Here is a 16,583-nt window from a genome sequence, read left to right as displayed (position 1 = left end):
GTCTATTCAATCAAAATCAGTCTTTCAACTTCGCCAACTGAGTTTGAACTTTCGCCATTTTGTCTTCCAATTCCGCCAAATCGGCTTTGTCTTTTTCCACCAGATGCGCAGGGGCTTTTTCGGTGTAGCCGGGTTTGGAGAGTTTGGCATTGAGTTTGTCCAAAGCTTTTTGCAGCTTCTCGGCTTCTTTGCTCAAACGGGCGGTTTCGGCGGCTTTGTCGATTTCGACTTTCAGCATCAGGCGCGCGCCGTTGCAGACGGCGACAGGTGCGTCTTCTGCTTCGGGCAGGCTGTCCACCAGCTTGGCTTCGGTCAGTCGGGTCAGCGACGGCAGATATTTGAGCAGGCCTTCGAGTTCTGCGCTGCCTTCGACGAAGAGTGGTGCTTTGACGTTTGGCGCGATACCCATTTCGCCGCGCAGTTTGCGCACTTCTTCCACCAAGTCTTTCAATGCGGCCATTTTGTCGAAGGCCGTCTGAACGATTTGTTCTTTATCGGCTTGCGGATAGGCGGCCAACATGATGCTGTCGGCGGTTTTGGCATTCGCCAGAGGCGCAACGACCTGCCACAGCTCTTCGGTAATGAACGGCATGATTGGGTGCAGCAGGCGCAGGATGGTTTCGAGTACGCGCACGAGGGTGCGGCGTGTGGTGCGCTGGGTTGTCGGGCAGCCGGTTTGGATTTGCACTTTTGCCAGCTCGATGTACCAGTCGCAATATTCGTTCCACACAAATTCGTACAGCGTTTGTGCGGCAAGGTCGAAGCGGTAGGTTTCAAAGGCTTCGGCAACGGCGGCTTCGGCTTGTTGCAGTTTGCCGATAATCCATTGGTCGGCGAAGGTAAACGCCAACGGCTGCATTTCGTCTTGACCGCAGTCTTTGTCTTCGGTGTTCATCAACACGAAGTTGGTGGCATTCCACAATTTATTGCAGAAGTTGCGGTAACCTTCGGCGCGTTTGAAGTCGAAGTTGACGCTGCGACCGAGGCTGGCGTAGCTTGCCATGGTGAAGCGCAATGCGTCCGCGCCCATGCTCGGAATGCCTTCGGGGAAGAGTTTTTTGGTTGCTTCTTCCACTTTCGGCGCGGTTTCGGGTTTGCGCAGGCCGGTGGTACGTTTTACCAGCAGTTTTTCCAAGTCGATGCCGTCAATCAAATCCACAGGGTCGATGACGTTGCCTTCGGATTTGGACATTTTTTTGCCTTCGTGGTCGCGCACGATGCCGTGGATGTACACGTCTTTAAACGGTACTTTGCCGGTGAAGTGGGTGGTCATCATAATCATGCGCGCCACCCAGAAGAAGATGATTTCGTAGCCGGTGACCAAGACATTGGACGGCAGGAAGGCTTTGAGTTCGTCGGTTTCAGACGGCCAGCCGAGTGTGGAGAATGGTACAAGCGCGGAAGAGAACCATGTGTCCAATACGTCTTCTTCGCGAGTCAAACCGGTTTTGCCGGCTTGTTTTTCGGCTTCTTCCTGATTGCGGGCAACATACACATTACCTTCATTGTCGTACCATGCAGGGATTTGATGACCCCACCACAGTTGGCGTGAGATACACCAGTCTTGGATGTTGTTCATCCATTGGTTGTAGGTGTTGACCCAGTTTTCAGGGATAAAGCGCACTGCGCCGCTGTCAACGGCTTTTTTGGCTTTATCGGCCAGGCTCAAGCCTTTGAATTCGCTGTCAGGCTCGCCGCCGTTTGGCGTGGCGGACATGGCGACAAACCATTGGTTGGTCAACATCGGCTCAATCACGGAACCGGTGCGGTCGCCTTTCGGCGTCATCAGCGTGTGCGGTTTGATTTCGACCAAGAAACCTTGTTCCTGCAAATCGGCAACCATTTGTTTGCGCGCGGCGAAGCGGTCCAAGCCTGCATATTTTTCAGGCAGGGCAAAACCTTGTTGCGCTTCGCCTTTGAAATTGAACACTTCGGCGTTTGCCAGCACTTTGGCTTCCAAATCGAACACATTAATCAGGCGCGTGTCGTGGCGTTTACCGACTTCATAGTCGTTGAAGTCGTGTGCAGGCGTGATTTTCACGCAACCGGTGCCAAAATCTTTTTCAACGTATTCGTCAGCAATCACGGGGATGGTGCGGCCGGTCAGCGGCAGGATCAATTCTTTGCCGATCAAGTGGGTGTAACGTTCGTCTTCGGGATTGACGGCAACGGCAACGTCGCCCAGCAGCGTTTCGGGACGGGTGGTCGCCACGATAACGGCTTCGGCAGGATTGTCCGCCAGCGGATAGCGGATGTGCCACATAGAGCCTTGTTCTTCCACGCTTTCCACTTCCAAATCCGATACCGCCGTGCCGAGCACGGGATCCCAGTTCACCAAGCGTTTGCCGCGGTAAATCAAGCCTTGCTCATACAGGCGCACGAACACTTCGGTAACGGTTTCGGCACGCACGCCGTCCATCGTGAAATACTCGCGCGTCCAATCGGCAGAGCAGCCCACGCGGCGCATCTGCTGCGTAATCGTGCCGCCAGAAACTTCTTTCCATTCCCACACTTTTTCCAAGAATTTTTCGCGGCCCAAGTCATGACGGGACACATTTTGCGCGGCAAGCTGACGCTCGACCACGATTTGCGTGGCGATGCCCGCGTGGTCGGTGCCGGGAATCCAAGCGGTGTTGCAGCCTTTCATGCGGTAGTAGCGGGTCAGGCCGTCCATGATGGTTTGGTTGAAGGCATGGCCCATGTGCAGCGTGCCGGTTACATTGGGCGGCGGCAGTTGGATGGAGAAAGACGGTTTCGTCAAATCCATATCAGGCTGGAAATAGCCCTGCTCTTCCCAGTTTTGATAATGTTTGGATTCGATTTCGGCTGGATTGTATTTGTCTAACATGATGGAACTTTGTGAAATTAAGGTTATTTTTGATGTGCGGATTATAACGCAAAAAGGCCGTCTGAATCATTTCAGACGGCCTTTGGCATACGGGTTTTAAAAATGGAACAATACCAGGCTGACGGCAATCACCGCCATACCCGTTGTCAGGCCGTAAACAGTTTCGTGGCCGTCTGAATAGCGTTTGGCGGCCGGCAGCAGCTCGTCCAACGCCAAAAACACCATCACGCCGGCTATCACGCCGAACACCGAACCAAACACAGCAGGCGACAAAAACGGCTGCAAAACCAAATAGCCCAAAGCCGCCCCCAAAGGCTCGGCCAAACCGGATAACAGACACGCCCATACCGTTTTTTTACGGCTTCGGGTGGCAAAATAAACCGGCGCGGCGATGGAAATGCCCTCCGGAATATTATGGATGGCAATCGCCAAGGCTAAAGGCATCCCGACCGCCGGATTTTCCAAGGTGGCAAAAAATGTCGCCAAACCTTCGGGGAAATTGTGCGCCGTAATCGCAAACGCCGCCATCATGCCGACTCGCGCGATATGGCGGCGTTTGCTTTCTTGAAACGACGGGTCTTGCGCATCTAAAGTTTCATGCGGGTTCGGCACCAGGCGGTCGATCAGCGCAATGCCGCCCATACCGGCCAAAAATGCCATGGTCGCCGCCGCAAACGCGTGGTCTTTATCATAAATTTCAGCGAACGCCTCGCTGGATTTGCTGAAAATCTCCGTCAGGGAAACATACACCATCGCACCGCCGGCAAATGCCAAACCAAACGATAACACGCGCGGATTGGGCGTTTTGGAAAACATCACCAAACCGCTGCCTAATACGGTAAACAAACCGGCGGCCAACGTGATGGAAAAGGCAACGGCTAAATTGGACATCGAAAAATCGGGCATGAGAAAACCTGCGCTAAAAGCTGGGACAGGTTCAGACTAACACTTTTTAATGCATATGATAATAATTATTATTTATTTTATTGATTGGACGCAATACTCATAAAGCTAAGGGCCGTCTGAAAAATATTTTTCAGACGGCCTTTAAGTTTGAAATATCACCAAACCTTATCGCTTTCCAGCTTAAGCCTGATAGCGCGATAGGCTCAAGTCGTCGCTGCGGATTTCAGTGTCTTTGCCGCTCACGATATCGGCGGTCAATTTTGCCGAACCCAGCGACATGGTCCAGCCTAAAGTTCCGTGACCGGTATTCAGGAATAGGTTTTCAAAACGGGTGCGGCCGATTAACGGCGTGCTGTCGGGCGTCATCGGTCTGAGGCCGCTCCAGAACAATGCCTGATTCAAGTCGCCGCCTTCGGGGAACAAATCGTTGACGACCAAAGCCAATGTTTCGCGGCGTTTTTCGGGCAGTTTGATTTCGTAGCCCGATAATTCCGCCATGCCGCCGACGCGGATTCTGTTGTCGAATCGTGTGATGGCGACTTTGTAGCTTTCGTCCAAAACGGTGGACACCGGCGCGCCGTCGGAATTTGTGACCGGCAGGGTCAAGGAATAGCCTTTGACGGGGTAAATGGGCAGATTGAGGTCCAACTGCGCCAAAACCGTCCTGCTGAAGCAGCCGAGCGCGCAGACGAAGGCATCTGCTTCAAACCGTTCCGTTTCGGTTTCCACTGCACTGATGCGCTGGCCGTTGTGGTCGATGCGGCGGATGGTTTGGTTGAAATAAAACTGTACGCCCTTCTCCTGACACAATTTGTATAGGTTTTCAGTGAAGAGATGGCAGTCGCCGGTCGCATCCGCCGGCAGGTGCAGGCCGCCGGCAATTTTGGCGGTAACGCGCGCCAACGCAGGCTCGAATTCTGCGCATTCTTCGGGTTTCAGACGACGGTAGGGCACGCCGTAGCGTTCCAAAACGGCAATGTCTTGTTCTGCTGCTTCGACTTCTTTGACCTGGCGGAAAATCTGCAACGTCCCTTTTTTGCGTCCTTCAAAATTCATGCCAGTTTGCGCTTCAAAACGGCGGAACATTTCTCGGCTGTATTCGGAAATCCTGACCATGCGCTCTTTATTGATTTGATAGCGCGCTGCCGTGCAGTTTTGCAGCATTTGCCACAGCCATTCGATTTGATACAGGCTGCCGTCGGGGCGAAACAGCAAAGGCGGATGGCTTTTAAACAGCCATTTCAGCGCTTTGGTCGGGATGCCGGATGCAGCCCAGGGCGTGGTATAGCCGTAAGAGAGCTGGCCTGCGTTGGCAAAACTGGTTTCCATCGCCACGCCCTCGGCGCGGTCGATGACCGTTACTTCATGTCCTGCCTCTGCCAGATACCACGCGGAAGATACGCCTGCCACGCCGGCACCTAAAACAAGCACTTTCATTTTTCTCCTCCTCTGACTTTTTTCAAAACAAACTTTATCTATCGGGCCGTCTGAATGTTCAGATTCAGACGGCCTTGGACATCAATGCGGCAATTCGCCGTTTTTGATTTTTTGTTTGAAGTCTCGCGTTTCATTGACGATGACTTTCGCCATCAACAAAAGCGCAATCAGGTTGGGCAATGCCATCAAGCCGTTGAACGTATCCGAAGCCAGCCACACCAAATCAAGGCTCAACACGGTACCCAGCATGACGGAAGAGACGTAACCCACGCGGTAGAGGGCGGCAAAGCGTTCGCCGAAGACGTACACCGCGCATTTCTCGCCGTAATAACACCAGCCAAGAATGGTTGAGTAGGCAAAGAAAATCAGGCCAATGGTAACAATCCAGCCGCCGATGCCGGGCAGCATTTTTTGGAACGTGACGGTTGTCAACGCCGCGCCGCTCAATTCAGGTTTGACAAACTCGCCGCCTGCGCCGAGCAGACCCATGACCAACACGATACCGGTAATCGAGCAGACAACGATGGTGTCCAAAAACGTACCGGTCATGGAAACCAATGCCTGACGGACGGGATGGTCGGTTTTCGCAGCAGCGGCGGCAATCGGCGCAGAACCCATGCCCGCCTCGTTGGAGAACACACCGCGCGCCACGCCGTAGCGGATGACCGTGCCGATGGCGCCGCCGGCCACGGCCTGTGCGCTAAACGCATCGGAGAAAATCAGTTTGACGGCAGGCATCAGTGCGTCAGAATTCACGACAATAATGGAAATACCGCCCACTACATAAAACACGGCCATGGCAGGCACGATAAAGGACGCGGCTTTGGCGATGCCCTTAATGCCGCCCAAAAGCACAATGGCCGTTAATACGGTCAATATCACGCCGGTGTAGGCAGGTTCGACGCCGAAGCTGGTTTGCACTGCCTGCGCAACCGAGTTGGACTGCACCGAGCTGCCGATACCGAATGAAGCGAATGTGCCGAACAGCGCAAATGCGACGGCCATCCATTTCCAGTTTTTGCCCAAGCCTTTTTCGATGTAATACATCGGGCCGCCGGACATCTCACCTTTGGAGTTGGTCACACGGTATTTCACCGCCAACACGCCCTCGCCGTATTTGGTGGCCATGCCGAAAATAGCGGTCATCCACATCCAAAATACCGCGCCCGGGCCGCCGGTTACCACCGCAGTCGCCACACCGGCAATATTGCCCGTACCGATGGTGGCCGACAGCGCGGTCATCAACGCTGCAAAATGGGAAATATCGCCTTCGTGGTCTTCGCCGTCTTCATGCTTCTTTGACGGCACAAACGCCTGTTTCAGTGCATAACCCAGCATGGTGAACTGCAAGCCTTTCAGCAAAACGGTCAGCAAAATGCCCGTACCGACCAGCAGCATCAACATAATAGGCCCCCAGACCCAGCCGCTGATGGTTTCAAAAAAGGCTTTGAGATTGTCTAAAAGCAATTGCATGGTTTTTCTCCTTTGTCTGTTTTATTTTTTTAAAACACCACTTTTTTGTAGCGTCCTGTAATTTCAGCACAGAATGTTTAAGATTACAACATATTTATTTTCAAAAGCTTTTCGTATTTTTACCCTAAATAAAACCTAATCGACACCAAGAAAATTGTTTACAATCCAGAGCAGGCCAAGACCCCAGCCCAATTAAAATGACAAATAAAAGCACGCTTTAAAACATCTTCCTGCCAACTGTTTAAAAAAATTCAGGCCGTCTGAAAAAAGTCTTTCAGACGGCCTGAATGTGCGTGCCGCAATCCTATTCCAGCAACCCGGCCAACACTCGGGCAAAGCGTTCCGTCGCGCCTTCGCTGGTGTGCAGGTACAGGGCAGGTTCGATGAGTTCCAACTCATTAAGCAGGAAGGTATCGCCAATCAGTGTACCGTCCACGCGGGCGTAAACCGGCATTTGCGGCAAGGCAGCCAGTACGTCTTGTGCGGCACGGACGGCAAACTCGGGCGGCTCGATACCGAACACCGACACGCCATAGGCCGAGTTGGCGCGCCATTCGCCTTGGGGCGGCTGACGGCGCACGGCATGGCTGAATGCGCCGTTAAAAAACACCAGCGAGGTTTCGCCCGCCGTTTCGATTTCGCGGATATACGGTTGAACCATCATACCTTGCGGATAATCCGCCATATCCACTTCCAATGCCTCCGCACAAACTTTGACCACGCCTTTGCCGCTCTGACCGAATGCGGGCTTGATGACTGCTTCCGTCCAGCCTTGTTGGTTCAGAATATCGGCCAATTTGTCTTTGTGCGCGGGAACGAACACGCTGGGAATCACTTGCGCGCCGCGTACCGCCAAATCGCACAAATAAGTCTTTTCCATATTCCAAGCCATCAATTCGGGCGGATTGATAAAACGCTGCCCCGCCTGCCCGGCATGCTCCAGCCATTGGCGGAAGGCTTCGGGTTCGGCGGCATAATCCCATGCGCACAAAGGTAGCAAAAACGGCGCGGACGGATGGTTTTGCCACGTATCAAATACGGTTTTCACACCCATGGTTTCCAAATGCGCCGCCAATGTTTTCAGGTTGTCCGACGGTTCGGGATAGGTTTGGCAGGTAATGAGTGCCAAAACGGTTTGCTCGGTCATGGTTGCATCTCGTTGCTAAAACCAAAATTATATAGCGAAATCAAACCAAAAGATTTTTCAGACGGCCTGATACATAAGGCCGATTCTGATAAAATGGTTTCCCCTTTTCCGTCGGAACATGCTCATGAAATCTGCCCACGTCCTTGTCTGGTTCCGCCGCAACCTCCGCCTGCACGACAATGCCGCGCTTAATGCCGCCGTTGCAAGCGGTTTGCCCATCGCCTGCGTCTGGGGCAGCCAAAGGCCGTCTGAACACCACAATCTGCGTCAAAGCCTGTTCCATTATCAAGCCGCGCAAGAGCTGCATACCCGTCTGGCGGCACACCATATTCCCTTATATGCCGTCGCTTCCGACGAAGACCTCCTCCCCTTGGCCGCTTCGCTCCATGCCCATACCGTCATCACTGACGAAGCCTACACCGAAGCCGAAATCCGCCAAGACAACCTCCTCTGGCACAATTTCGACCGCGCAGGCATTGCCCTGCAACACGCCAACGACCGCGGTATCTTGGCCAAAGCCCCCCTCATGGATGCCAACGGCCTGCCCTACACCGATTTTACCGCCTATAAACAAGCATGGTTGCAGGCTTATTCAGAACAAAGGCCGTCTGAAACCGAATTGCCTGTTCAAACTGGGCAAAACGTTCCACTGTTTCCAGCCCATACCGGCGCAGTATTGCCTGCCTATCAACAGGGCGGCGAAACCGCGGCCTTAACGCAATGGCACGCGTTCAAACAGAATTTGGTTCACTACCCGATTACCCAAAACTTTCCGGCACGAAAAAACACCAGCCTCCTCAATGCCTACCTGTCCGCAGGCTGCATTTCACCGCGCCTGCTGGCCGCCGAAAGCTTGGCAAACCGACATTTCGAGTGGCTGGACAAGCTTATTTTCCGCGACTACTGCTACCAGCTCGCCTACCACCGCCGACTACCCGAAACAACCGATGCCGCCCCGGTGCGCGAATACTGGCGCAACGGCCGAACCGGCGTACCCGTCATCGACGCCTCCATCCGCAGCCTCGAAGCCACCGGCCACTTACACCCCGTTCTCCAGCAGCTGTGCGCCCACTATTTCTGCCACGCCCTCAACCTCGACCCCAACCAAGGCATCGCGTGGACAGCCTCCGTCCAAACCGGCACCGACCCTGCGCTCAACCAAGCCAACTGGCACCTTGCCGCCCAAGACACGACCACCGTCCGCTATGCCCACCGTTCGCACCAAATCGACCCCGATGGCAGCTACATCCGCAGTTACCTCCCCGAATTGGCACACCTGCCGTCTACCCTCATTCACACACCGTGGGCGGCCGCCGATGACATCGACACACACGGCTACCCCTTCCCCAAGGCCGTCTGAAACAGAGCTTCACACCAAAAAACCACACTAAACACAACTAAAAAACGCCCAAACAAAATATTTTGGTTTCAGACGGCCAAACAGATTGAATAGCCAAGATTTACACGGTAAACTTACATCATTAAAAAATTTTATTATTTCATTACAATGAAACCCGCATTCGACATAAAAACGTCACGTTTGGACGTCTTATCCATCCATCTGCACACCGCAGATCTAACCGAATTGGAAGAATTCCTGCGCCAACTGGCAGGCCAGTCCCAAGACGAATTCGTTCCCTTCATTTTAGACGTACAAGATTTCGACCATCCCGAATCCATCGATTTGGGCGGCATGATTTCCCTGTTTGCCCGTTACGGCATGCAAATCTTAGGGCTGCACCACACCAGCGACACATGGGCGGCGGCGGCGGCGCGTTACCACTTGGTCTTCAAACAAGGCAACGCCACCCAGTCAGCCGACACACAGGCAGCGCCCACCCCGCGCCAAGCCCCGCAGCCGCAAGACGTACAAGCCACCGTCATCAACAATCCGACCGTATTGGTCAGCACGCCCGTGCGTACCGGCCAGCAGGTGTACGCTGAAAACGGCGACCTCATCGTTACCGGCATCGTCAGCCAAGGTGCAGAACTTATCGCCGACGGCAACATCCATATTTACGCCCCCATGCGCGGCAGAGCGTTGGCCGGAGCAAAAGGCAACACCAACGCGCGCATCTTCATCCATTCCATGCAGGCCGAGTTAGTCTCCGTTGCCGGCATCTACCGCAACTTCGAGCAAGACCTGCCCGAGCATCTGCACAAAAAACCCGTACAAGTATCATTGCAAGACAACCGACTGGTTATCAGCGCAATCGACGCCGAATAAACATCAGTACTTAAAAAGGAAATATCGTGTCCAAAATCATCGTAGTAACTTCAGGTAAAGGCGGCGTAGGCAAGACCACTACCAGCGCCAGCATCGCAACCGGCCTGGCCCTGCGCGGCCACAAAACCGCCGTGATCGACTTCGACGTCGGTTTGCGCAACCTCGACCTGATTATGGGTTGCGAACGCCGCGTCGTGTATGACCTCATCAACGTCATCCAAGGCGAAGCCACACTCAACCAAGCCCTGATTAAAGACAAAAACTGCGAAAACCTCTACATCCTGCCCGCCTCGCAAACCCGCGACAAAGACGCGTTGACCCGCGACGGCGTGGACAAAGTGATGCAAGAGCTGTCCAGCAAAAAAATGGGCTTCGAGTTCATTATCTGCGACTCCCCTGCCGGTATCGAACAAGGCGCACTGATGGCGCTCTACTTTGCCGACGAAGCCATCATCACCACCAATCCGGAAGTATCCAGCGTCCGCGACTCCGACCGCATCTTGGGCATTTTGCAAAGCAAATCCCGCAAAGCCGAACAAGGCGGCACAGTTAAAGAGCACCTGCTGATTACCCGCTACTCCCCAGAGCGCGTGGCCAAAGGCGAAATGTTGTCGGTACAAGACATCTGCGACATCTTGCGCATCCCGTTGATCGGCGTGATTCCCGAATCACAAAACGTCCTGCAAGCTTCCAACGCCGGCGAACCTGTCATCCATCAAGACAATGCCGCCGCAGCCGAAGCCTACAAAGACGTTATTGCCCGCCTCTTGGGTGAAAACCGCGAAATGCGTTTCCTTGAAGCCGAGAAAAAAGGTTTCTTAAAACGACTGTTCGGAGGTTAATACATGTCACTGCTCGATATGCTGTTCGGCAGAAAGCCGAAAACCGCCACCGTCGCGCGCGACCGCCTGCAAATCATCATCGCGCAAGAACGCGCACAAGAAGGCCAAGCTCCGGATTATCTGCCGACCTTGCGCAAAGAGCTGCTGGAAGTCCTGTCCAAATACGTCAACGTATCATTGGACGACATCCGCATCTCCCAAGAGAAACAAGATGGCTTGGACGTTCTTGAGCTGAACATCACCCTGCCGGAACAAAAAAAGGCTTAACACATGACCTTGACCGAATTGCGTTACATCGTAGCCGTCGCACAAGAACGTCACTTCGGACGTGCCGCACGACGCTGCTTTGTCAGCCAGCCCACCCTCTCCATCGCCATCAAAAAGCTGGAGGAAGAGCTGTCGGTATCCCTGTTCGACCGTAGCAGCAACGACATCATCACGACCGAAGCGGGCGAGCGCATTGTCGCCCAAGCCCGCCGGGTTCTGGAAGAAGCAGAACTCATCAAGCACCTTGCCAATGAAGAGCAAAACGAATTGGAAGGCGCGTTCAAACTCGGCCTGATTTTTACCGTTGCCCCCTACCTTCTGCCCAAGCTCATTACTGCGCTGCGTGAAACCGCGCCGAAAATGCCGCTGATGCTGGAAGAGAACTATACCCACATCCTGACCGAGTCGCTCAAACGCGGCGATGTCGATGCAATCGTCGTTGCCGAACCGTTCCAAGAGCCGGGCATCGTAACCGAGCCTCTATATGACGAACCTTTCTTCGTCATCGTTCCCAAAGGACATCACTTTGAAGAACTCGATGCCGTTACGCCTCAACTTTTGAGCGAAGAACAAGTGTTACTGCTGTCCGAAGGCAACTGTATGCGCGACCAAGTGTTGGCAAGCTGTTCCGAATTGGCTTCCAAGCAAAAAATCCAGGGCTTGACCAATACCCTGCAAGGCAGCTCCATCAACACCATCCGCCACATGGTTGCCAGCGGCCTGGCCATCAGCGTCATGCCGGCTACCGCATTGACCGAAAACGACCACATGCTTTTCAGCATTATCCCGTTTGAAGGCACTGCACCGCACCGCCGTGTCGTTTTGGCTTATCGCCGCAACTTTGTCCGTCCGAAAGCACTGACTGCGTTGCGCACTGCCATTTTGCAATCGCAACTGACCGGTGTAACGTTCGTCAACGAATAAACCGCAAAACAAAAGGCCGTCTGAACATTCAGACGGCCTTTTTATTTTTAACCGAATAAAGGATTAGTAGCGGGTATGAACTTGACTGCCGATAACGCCACCCAAAGCCGCGCCACCCAAGGTAGAGCCGGTATCGCCACCAATCAAATTACCTGCCACGCCGCCCAATACCGCACCAGCAGCAGTGTTGCGTTGGGTTTGAGTCATATTGGCACACGCGCCCAAAGAAGCGGCCAGCATGATCAAGGTCACAGTTTTTGCAAAAGTTTTCTTCATGGTTTGATTCTCCATCAGGGGTTAAGCTTTATATGGAACAGTATGGCACAACCTTTCATTAATATATTTTCTGATAAGTAAAGACAGATTAAACTAAGATAACGCTCTTGATGAACGGTTAAATGCAAAAACAAACGGCAATTCCAAAAGAATATTTATAAATTTTAATATATTTGGCATAAAATTGCGCATACATCAACCGCATTTGGTAGTGATACAATGACGACTTGTCTGAATTACCGGAAACACCCGTCATGAGTATCTACGCACTGGCACACATCATCCACGTTTATTGCGCGATTGCCTTTGTCGGCGGCGTATTTTTCGAAATGCTGGTCCTCTCCGTTTTACACACCGGCCGCGTTTCACGCGAATCGCGCCGCGAAGTCGAGCGTGCCATGTCCCATCGTGCCGTCCGCGTGATGCCGCCTGTCGTCATCACCCTGTTCATCAGCGGCATCGTGATGGTGTACAACCGCTACCTGCCGATACTGCACCACCCATTCGACAGCTCCTTCGGCATCATGCTGAGCATCAAAATCCTGTTGGCAGTAAGCGTTTTGGTACATTTTGCCATCGCCGTCGTCAAAATGGCACGGCACACCCTCACCGTCGGCTGGTCGAAATACATACACGCCGTCGTATTCAGCCATATGCTGTTTATCGTCTTTTTTGCCAAAGCAATGTTCTACCTGTCTTGGTAAACCTTACCCCTCCCCCGCACACAAGGATTGTTTATGACCCAATACCCGTCCGTCGGCTCGCCGATGTTTTACGGCATCTTCTTTATTGCCGTCTTAATCATGATTGCCATCGATATGGTGTCGCTGAAAAAAAACGGCGCCCACAAAGTCAGCATCAAAGAAGCCCTCGCTTGGAGCGGCATTTGGGTAGCCGTATCCTGCGCATTTGCCGGCTGGCTCTATTTCGAACTGGCGGGCAACCCGGCTTACGGTGCTGTTGTCGCCAAAGAAAAAATCCTCGAATTCTTCACCGGCTATGTGCTCGAAAAATCCCTCGCCGTCGACAACATCTTCGTTTTCCTGATGATTTTCGGCTATTTCAAAGTCGAACCCAAATTCCAACACCGCGTCCTGCTCTATGGCGTATTCGGCGCCATCGTCCTGCGCGCCATCATGATTTTCATCGGCGCGGCACTGGTACAGCAATTCGAATGGATTCTCTACCTTTTCGGCGCATTCCTGCTCTATACCGGCATTCACATGATGAAGCCCGAAGCCGAAGCTGAAGAAGACCTTTCCCAAAACAAAATCCTGACCCTACTCAAAAAAGTCATCCCGACCAGCCAACAGTTTGACGGTGAAAAATTCTTTACCATCGAGAACGGCAAACGCATCGCTACACCGCTTTTACTGGTATTGATTATGATCGAATTGAGCGACGTCATCTTCGCCGTGGACAGCATCCCCGCTATTTTTGCCGTAACCACCGACCCTTTCATCGTCCTCACTTCCAACATTTTTGCCATCTTGGGCCTGCGTGCCATGTACTTCTTACTGGCAGACTTTGCCGAACGCTTTATTTTCCTCAAATACGGCTTGGCTTTCGTATTGAGCTTTATCGGCATCAAGATGCTGATTATGCACTGGGTGCATATCCCGATTTCCATTTCCCTGTCCGTCGTCTTCGGCGCACTGGGCGCGTCCATCCTGACTTCTTTGGTGTACACGCGTCAGCAAGAGAAAAAATAATCTGCCAATATAAAAAGGCCGTCTGAACATTTCAGACGGCCTTTTCAAATATCAAACACCAGCTTATTTAGCAGCGTCTTTCAATTTGTCGGCAGCTTCTTGAGTCACATCGGCTGCTTTACCCAAAGCATCTTTAGCCGCATCTTTGGCAGCATCTTTAGCTTCACCCACAGCAGCTTTTGCATCGTCCAAGGCTTTGTCGCTGGCTTCTTTAGCACCATCGATGGCTTTACCGGTAGTTTCTTTAGCATCGGAAATTGCTTTCTCCGCAGTTTCCTTCGCATCGGCACCGGCTTCTTTAGCGTCAGAAACAGCCTGTTCAGCAGCGCCTTTAGCTTCGGAAGAAGCAGCATCGGCAGCAGAAGCCGCGTGTTCGGCAGCAGCGTTCACATCAGAAGCAACGGCAGAAGCCGCTTCTTGAGTTTCCTGTTTCGCCTCTTGAGAACAAGCAGCCAAACCAGCCACCATCATCGCAGCAATCAATAATTTTTTCATGTTGTATATCCTTTGGTCTAAAAAATATCCATCAGAACTGACAGATTAGAGAATCATAACATAATTAATACTCGAAAAAGGGAGAATTAACGCCAAATAACAGCTGGTTTACGTTTTTTGAAAAAAATTTCAAAAAAACAGTTGACGAAAAGAAACAATCTCCCTATAATGCACAGCTTATCGGGTCGTTAGCTCAGTCGGTAGAGCAGCGGACTTTTAATCCGTTGGTCGAGCGTTCGAATCGCTCACGACCCACCAAATATGAAAACCTGCTTTGAAAAAAGCAGGTTTTTTTTATATTCTCCATCAAGCCTTTCTTCACTTGATACCTTTCTCATCATCAAAATCAAGCAATATCCGAGCTTTGTCACAATGCTGTTATGGATGCAACTCAAGGCATCACACCAGCACCAACCTCTTGAATCAATCAAACCCAACTCCCCCACCCAACATCTTTTTCTAAAAACTTCCAAATACCTACCATCAACCCATGCCAAATCCTCTTGTATGCCAGACAATTTAGGCATAGACTAAAACTACATCCAACTACAACAACAGGAGAAGGTTTGATGAAACAACTGTCTATGTATATCAACGGCCGCTTTGAAACCGACTTTAACGGTACATGGCGTGATGTATTGAATCCGGCAACCGAAGAAGTCATCGCGCGTGAGCCTAAAGGTGGAAAAGCCGATGTTGATCGTGCCGTTGCCGCGGCCAGAGATGCGCAAACTACATGGGAGCGTTTGCCTGCCGTTGAGCGCGGCGCATACCTGCGCAAAATTGCCCAAGGCATCCGCGAACGTGCCGACGAGCTGACCGACACCATTGTCGCCGAAGGCGGCAAAACCAAAGATTTGGCACGCATAGAAGTTATGTTCACTGCCGATTATCTCGACTACCAAGCCGAATGGGCGCGCCGTTATGAAGGTGAAATCATCCAGAGCGACCGCCCGCGTGAAAATATTTTATTGTTCAAACGTCCTTTGGGCGTAATCGCCGGCATTTTGCCGTGGAATTTCCCCTTCTTCCTGATCGCCCGCAAAATGGGCCCGGCTTTGGTAACAGGTAACACCATCGTCGTCAAACCAAGCAGCGTCACCCCGATCAACTGCCACATCTTTGCTGAAATCGTTCACGCTTCAGGCTTACCGGCTGGCGTATTCAACGTCGTCAACGGCCCGGGTGCGGAAATCGGCAATGCCTTGGCATCACATCCGCAAGTCGACATGGTCAGCCTGACCGGTTCTGTAGAAGCAGGCCGCCAAGTGATGGAAGCCGCCGCCGCCAACATCACCAAAGTCTCACTGGAACTGGGCGGCAAAGCCCCTGCCATCGTTTTGAAAGACGCGGATTTGGACTTGGCAGTGAAATCCATCTTGGCTTCACGCGTCGGCAACACCGGCCAAATCTGCAACTGCGCCGAGCGCGTGTATGTCCACAGCAGCCTGAAAGACGCGTTCATTGAAAAAATGACTGCCGCCATGAAAGGCGTGCGCTACGGCAACCCGGCCGAAGCCGAACCCGGCGCGCTGGAAATGGGCCCGCTGATTGAAGAGCGCGCCGTCAAAGCCGTTGCCGAAAAAGTCGAACGCGCCGTCAAACAAGGTGCGACACTGGTCTGCGGCGGCAAACGTGCCGACGGCAAAGGCTACTTCTTCGAACCTACCCTGCTGACCGATACCGACAACAGCATGGACATCATGAAAGAAGAAACCTTCGGCCCAGTCCTGCCGGTTGCCACTTTCGACACACTCGACCAAGTCATCGCTTTGGCAAACGACAGCGAGTTCGGCCTGACCAGCTCCGTCTATACCACCAATCTGAATGAAGCCTTCTACGTCACCCGCCGCCTGCGTTTCGGCGAAACCTACATCAACCGCGAAAACTTCGAAGCCATGCAGGGCTTCCATGCCGGTTGGAAAAAATCAGGTATCGGCGGCGCCGACGGTAAACACGGTTTGGAAGAATATCTGCAAACCCAAGTTGTTTATTTGGAAACCGATATCTAACCACCGATACCGCCCCT

The 16,583-nt window shown here is 52.6% G+C and carries 15 protein-coding genes and 1 tRNA gene; 9 read left to right on the top strand and 7 right to left on the bottom strand.

Translation table 11 applies throughout. From position 1 onward, the window contains the following. Positions 1-16: 16 nt before the first annotated feature. From BBP27_RS09570 to BBP27_RS09550, 5 genes are all read right to left on the bottom strand, one after another. Positions 17-2,848: a valine--tRNA ligase gene (locus BBP27_RS09570; RefSeq protein ID WP_188212393.1), complete on the bottom strand. Its 2,832-nt coding sequence runs from the start codon at positions 2,846-2,848 to the stop codon at positions 17-19. Between the two features lie 96 nt (positions 2,849-2,944). Next, positions 2,945-3,754 (bottom strand): zinc transporter ZupT, encoded by an 810-nt coding sequence (gene zupT / locus BBP27_RS09565; RefSeq protein WP_002224778.1) that lies wholly within the window; start codon positions 3,752-3,754, stop codon positions 2,945-2,947. Positions 3,755-3,934: 180 nt separating this feature from the next. Continuing rightward, the gene (locus BBP27_RS09560; RefSeq protein ID WP_188212394.1) at positions 3,935-5,191 is read right to left on the bottom strand and encodes a D-amino acid dehydrogenase; all 1,257 of its coding nucleotides are present in this window, start codon (positions 5,189-5,191) and stop codon (positions 3,935-3,937) included. Positions 5,192-5,272: 81 nt separating this feature from the next. Then, positions 5,273-6,664 carry an alanine/glycine:cation symporter family protein gene (locus tag BBP27_RS09555; RefSeq protein WP_049322442.1) on the bottom strand — a complete coding sequence of 464 codons (1,392 nt, stop codon included), beginning with the start codon at positions 6,662-6,664 and terminating at the stop codon, positions 5,273-5,275. Positions 6,665-6,968: 304 nt separating this feature from the next. After that, the gene (locus BBP27_RS09550) at positions 6,969-7,811 is read right to left on the bottom strand and encodes an ATP-grasp domain-containing protein (protein ID WP_188212395.1); all 843 of its coding nucleotides are present in this window, start codon (positions 7,809-7,811) and stop codon (positions 6,969-6,971) included. 124 nt (positions 7,812-7,935) lie between these two features. Between BBP27_RS09550 and BBP27_RS09545 the strand changes: the two genes are divergently transcribed. The 5 genes from BBP27_RS09545 to BBP27_RS09525 all read left to right on the top strand — a co-directional run bounded on the left by BBP27_RS09545 (position 7,936) and on the right by BBP27_RS09525 (position 12,071). Then, on the top strand, positions 7,936-9,171 hold the full coding sequence (locus tag BBP27_RS09545) for an FAD-binding domain-containing protein (protein ID WP_223168981.1): 1,236 nt from the start codon (positions 7,936-7,938) through the stop codon (positions 9,169-9,171). A 147-nt stretch (positions 9,172-9,318) separates the two neighbouring features. Then, positions 9,319-10,038, top strand: a complete 720-nt coding sequence (minC, locus tag BBP27_RS09540) for a septum site-determining protein MinC (protein WP_188212397.1) — start codon at positions 9,319-9,321, stop codon at positions 10,036-10,038. A gap of 26 nt (positions 10,039-10,064) precedes the next feature. Next, positions 10,065-10,880, top strand: coding sequence for a septum site-determining protein MinD (gene minD, locus BBP27_RS09535; protein WP_188212398.1), 816 nt, complete (start codon positions 10,065-10,067; stop codon positions 10,878-10,880). 3 nt (positions 10,881-10,883) lie between these two features. Further along, positions 10,884-11,147, top strand: a complete 264-nt coding sequence (gene minE / locus BBP27_RS09530; RefSeq protein ID WP_003680625.1) for a cell division topological specificity factor MinE — start codon at positions 10,884-10,886, stop codon at positions 11,145-11,147. 3 nt (positions 11,148-11,150) lie between these two features. Next, on the top strand, positions 11,151-12,071 hold the full coding sequence (locus BBP27_RS09525; protein WP_003749313.1) for a hydrogen peroxide-inducible genes activator: 921 nt from the start codon (positions 11,151-11,153) through the stop codon (positions 12,069-12,071). Positions 12,072-12,134: 63 nt separating this feature from the next. Here BBP27_RS09525 and BBP27_RS09520 read toward each other — a convergent pair whose 3' ends face one another. Beyond that, on the bottom strand, positions 12,135-12,347 hold the full coding sequence (locus tag BBP27_RS09520; RefSeq protein WP_003684747.1) for a YMGG-like glycine zipper-containing protein: 213 nt from the start codon (positions 12,345-12,347) through the stop codon (positions 12,135-12,137). Between the two features lie 254 nt (positions 12,348-12,601). On the opposite strand from BBP27_RS09520, the gene BBP27_RS09515 reads away from it, so the two are divergent. Together BBP27_RS09515 and BBP27_RS09510 are read left to right on the top strand one after the other, a co-directional pair. Beyond that, positions 12,602-13,051: a CopD family copper resistance protein gene (locus BBP27_RS09515; RefSeq protein ID WP_128581381.1), complete on the top strand. Its 450-nt coding sequence runs from the start codon at positions 12,602-12,604 to the stop codon at positions 13,049-13,051. Positions 13,052-13,084: 33 nt separating this feature from the next. Next, positions 13,085-14,059, top strand: coding sequence for a TerC family protein (locus tag BBP27_RS09510; RefSeq protein ID WP_188212399.1), 975 nt, complete (start codon positions 13,085-13,087; stop codon positions 14,057-14,059). A gap of 63 nt (positions 14,060-14,122) precedes the next feature. On the opposite strand, the gene BBP27_RS09505 is transcribed toward BBP27_RS09510, so the two are convergent. Further along, positions 14,123-14,554: an Ag473 family lipoprotein gene (locus BBP27_RS09505; RefSeq protein ID WP_108700193.1), complete on the bottom strand. Its 432-nt coding sequence runs from the start codon at positions 14,552-14,554 to the stop codon at positions 14,123-14,125. Between the two features lie 182 nt (positions 14,555-14,736). On the opposite strand from BBP27_RS09505, the gene BBP27_RS09500 reads away from it, so the two are divergent. Then, positions 14,737-14,812: transfer RNA gene (locus BBP27_RS09500), tRNA-Lys, on the top strand. A 311-nt stretch (positions 14,813-15,123) separates the two neighbouring features. Then, the gene (gene aldA / locus BBP27_RS09495; protein WP_188212400.1) at positions 15,124-16,566 is read left to right on the top strand and encodes an aldehyde dehydrogenase; all 1,443 of its coding nucleotides are present in this window, start codon (positions 15,124-15,126) and stop codon (positions 16,564-16,566) included. Positions 16,567-16,583 lie beyond the last annotated feature (17 nt).

The sequence above is a fragment of the Neisseria sp. RH3002v2g genome (genome assembly GCF_014596425.2).
In the GTDB taxonomy this organism is placed as follows: Bacteria; Pseudomonadota; Gammaproteobacteria; order Burkholderiales; family Neisseriaceae; genus Neisseria.
Note: the sequence above shows the minus strand (reverse complement) of the source record. Positions and strands in the feature narration are given on the sequence as shown.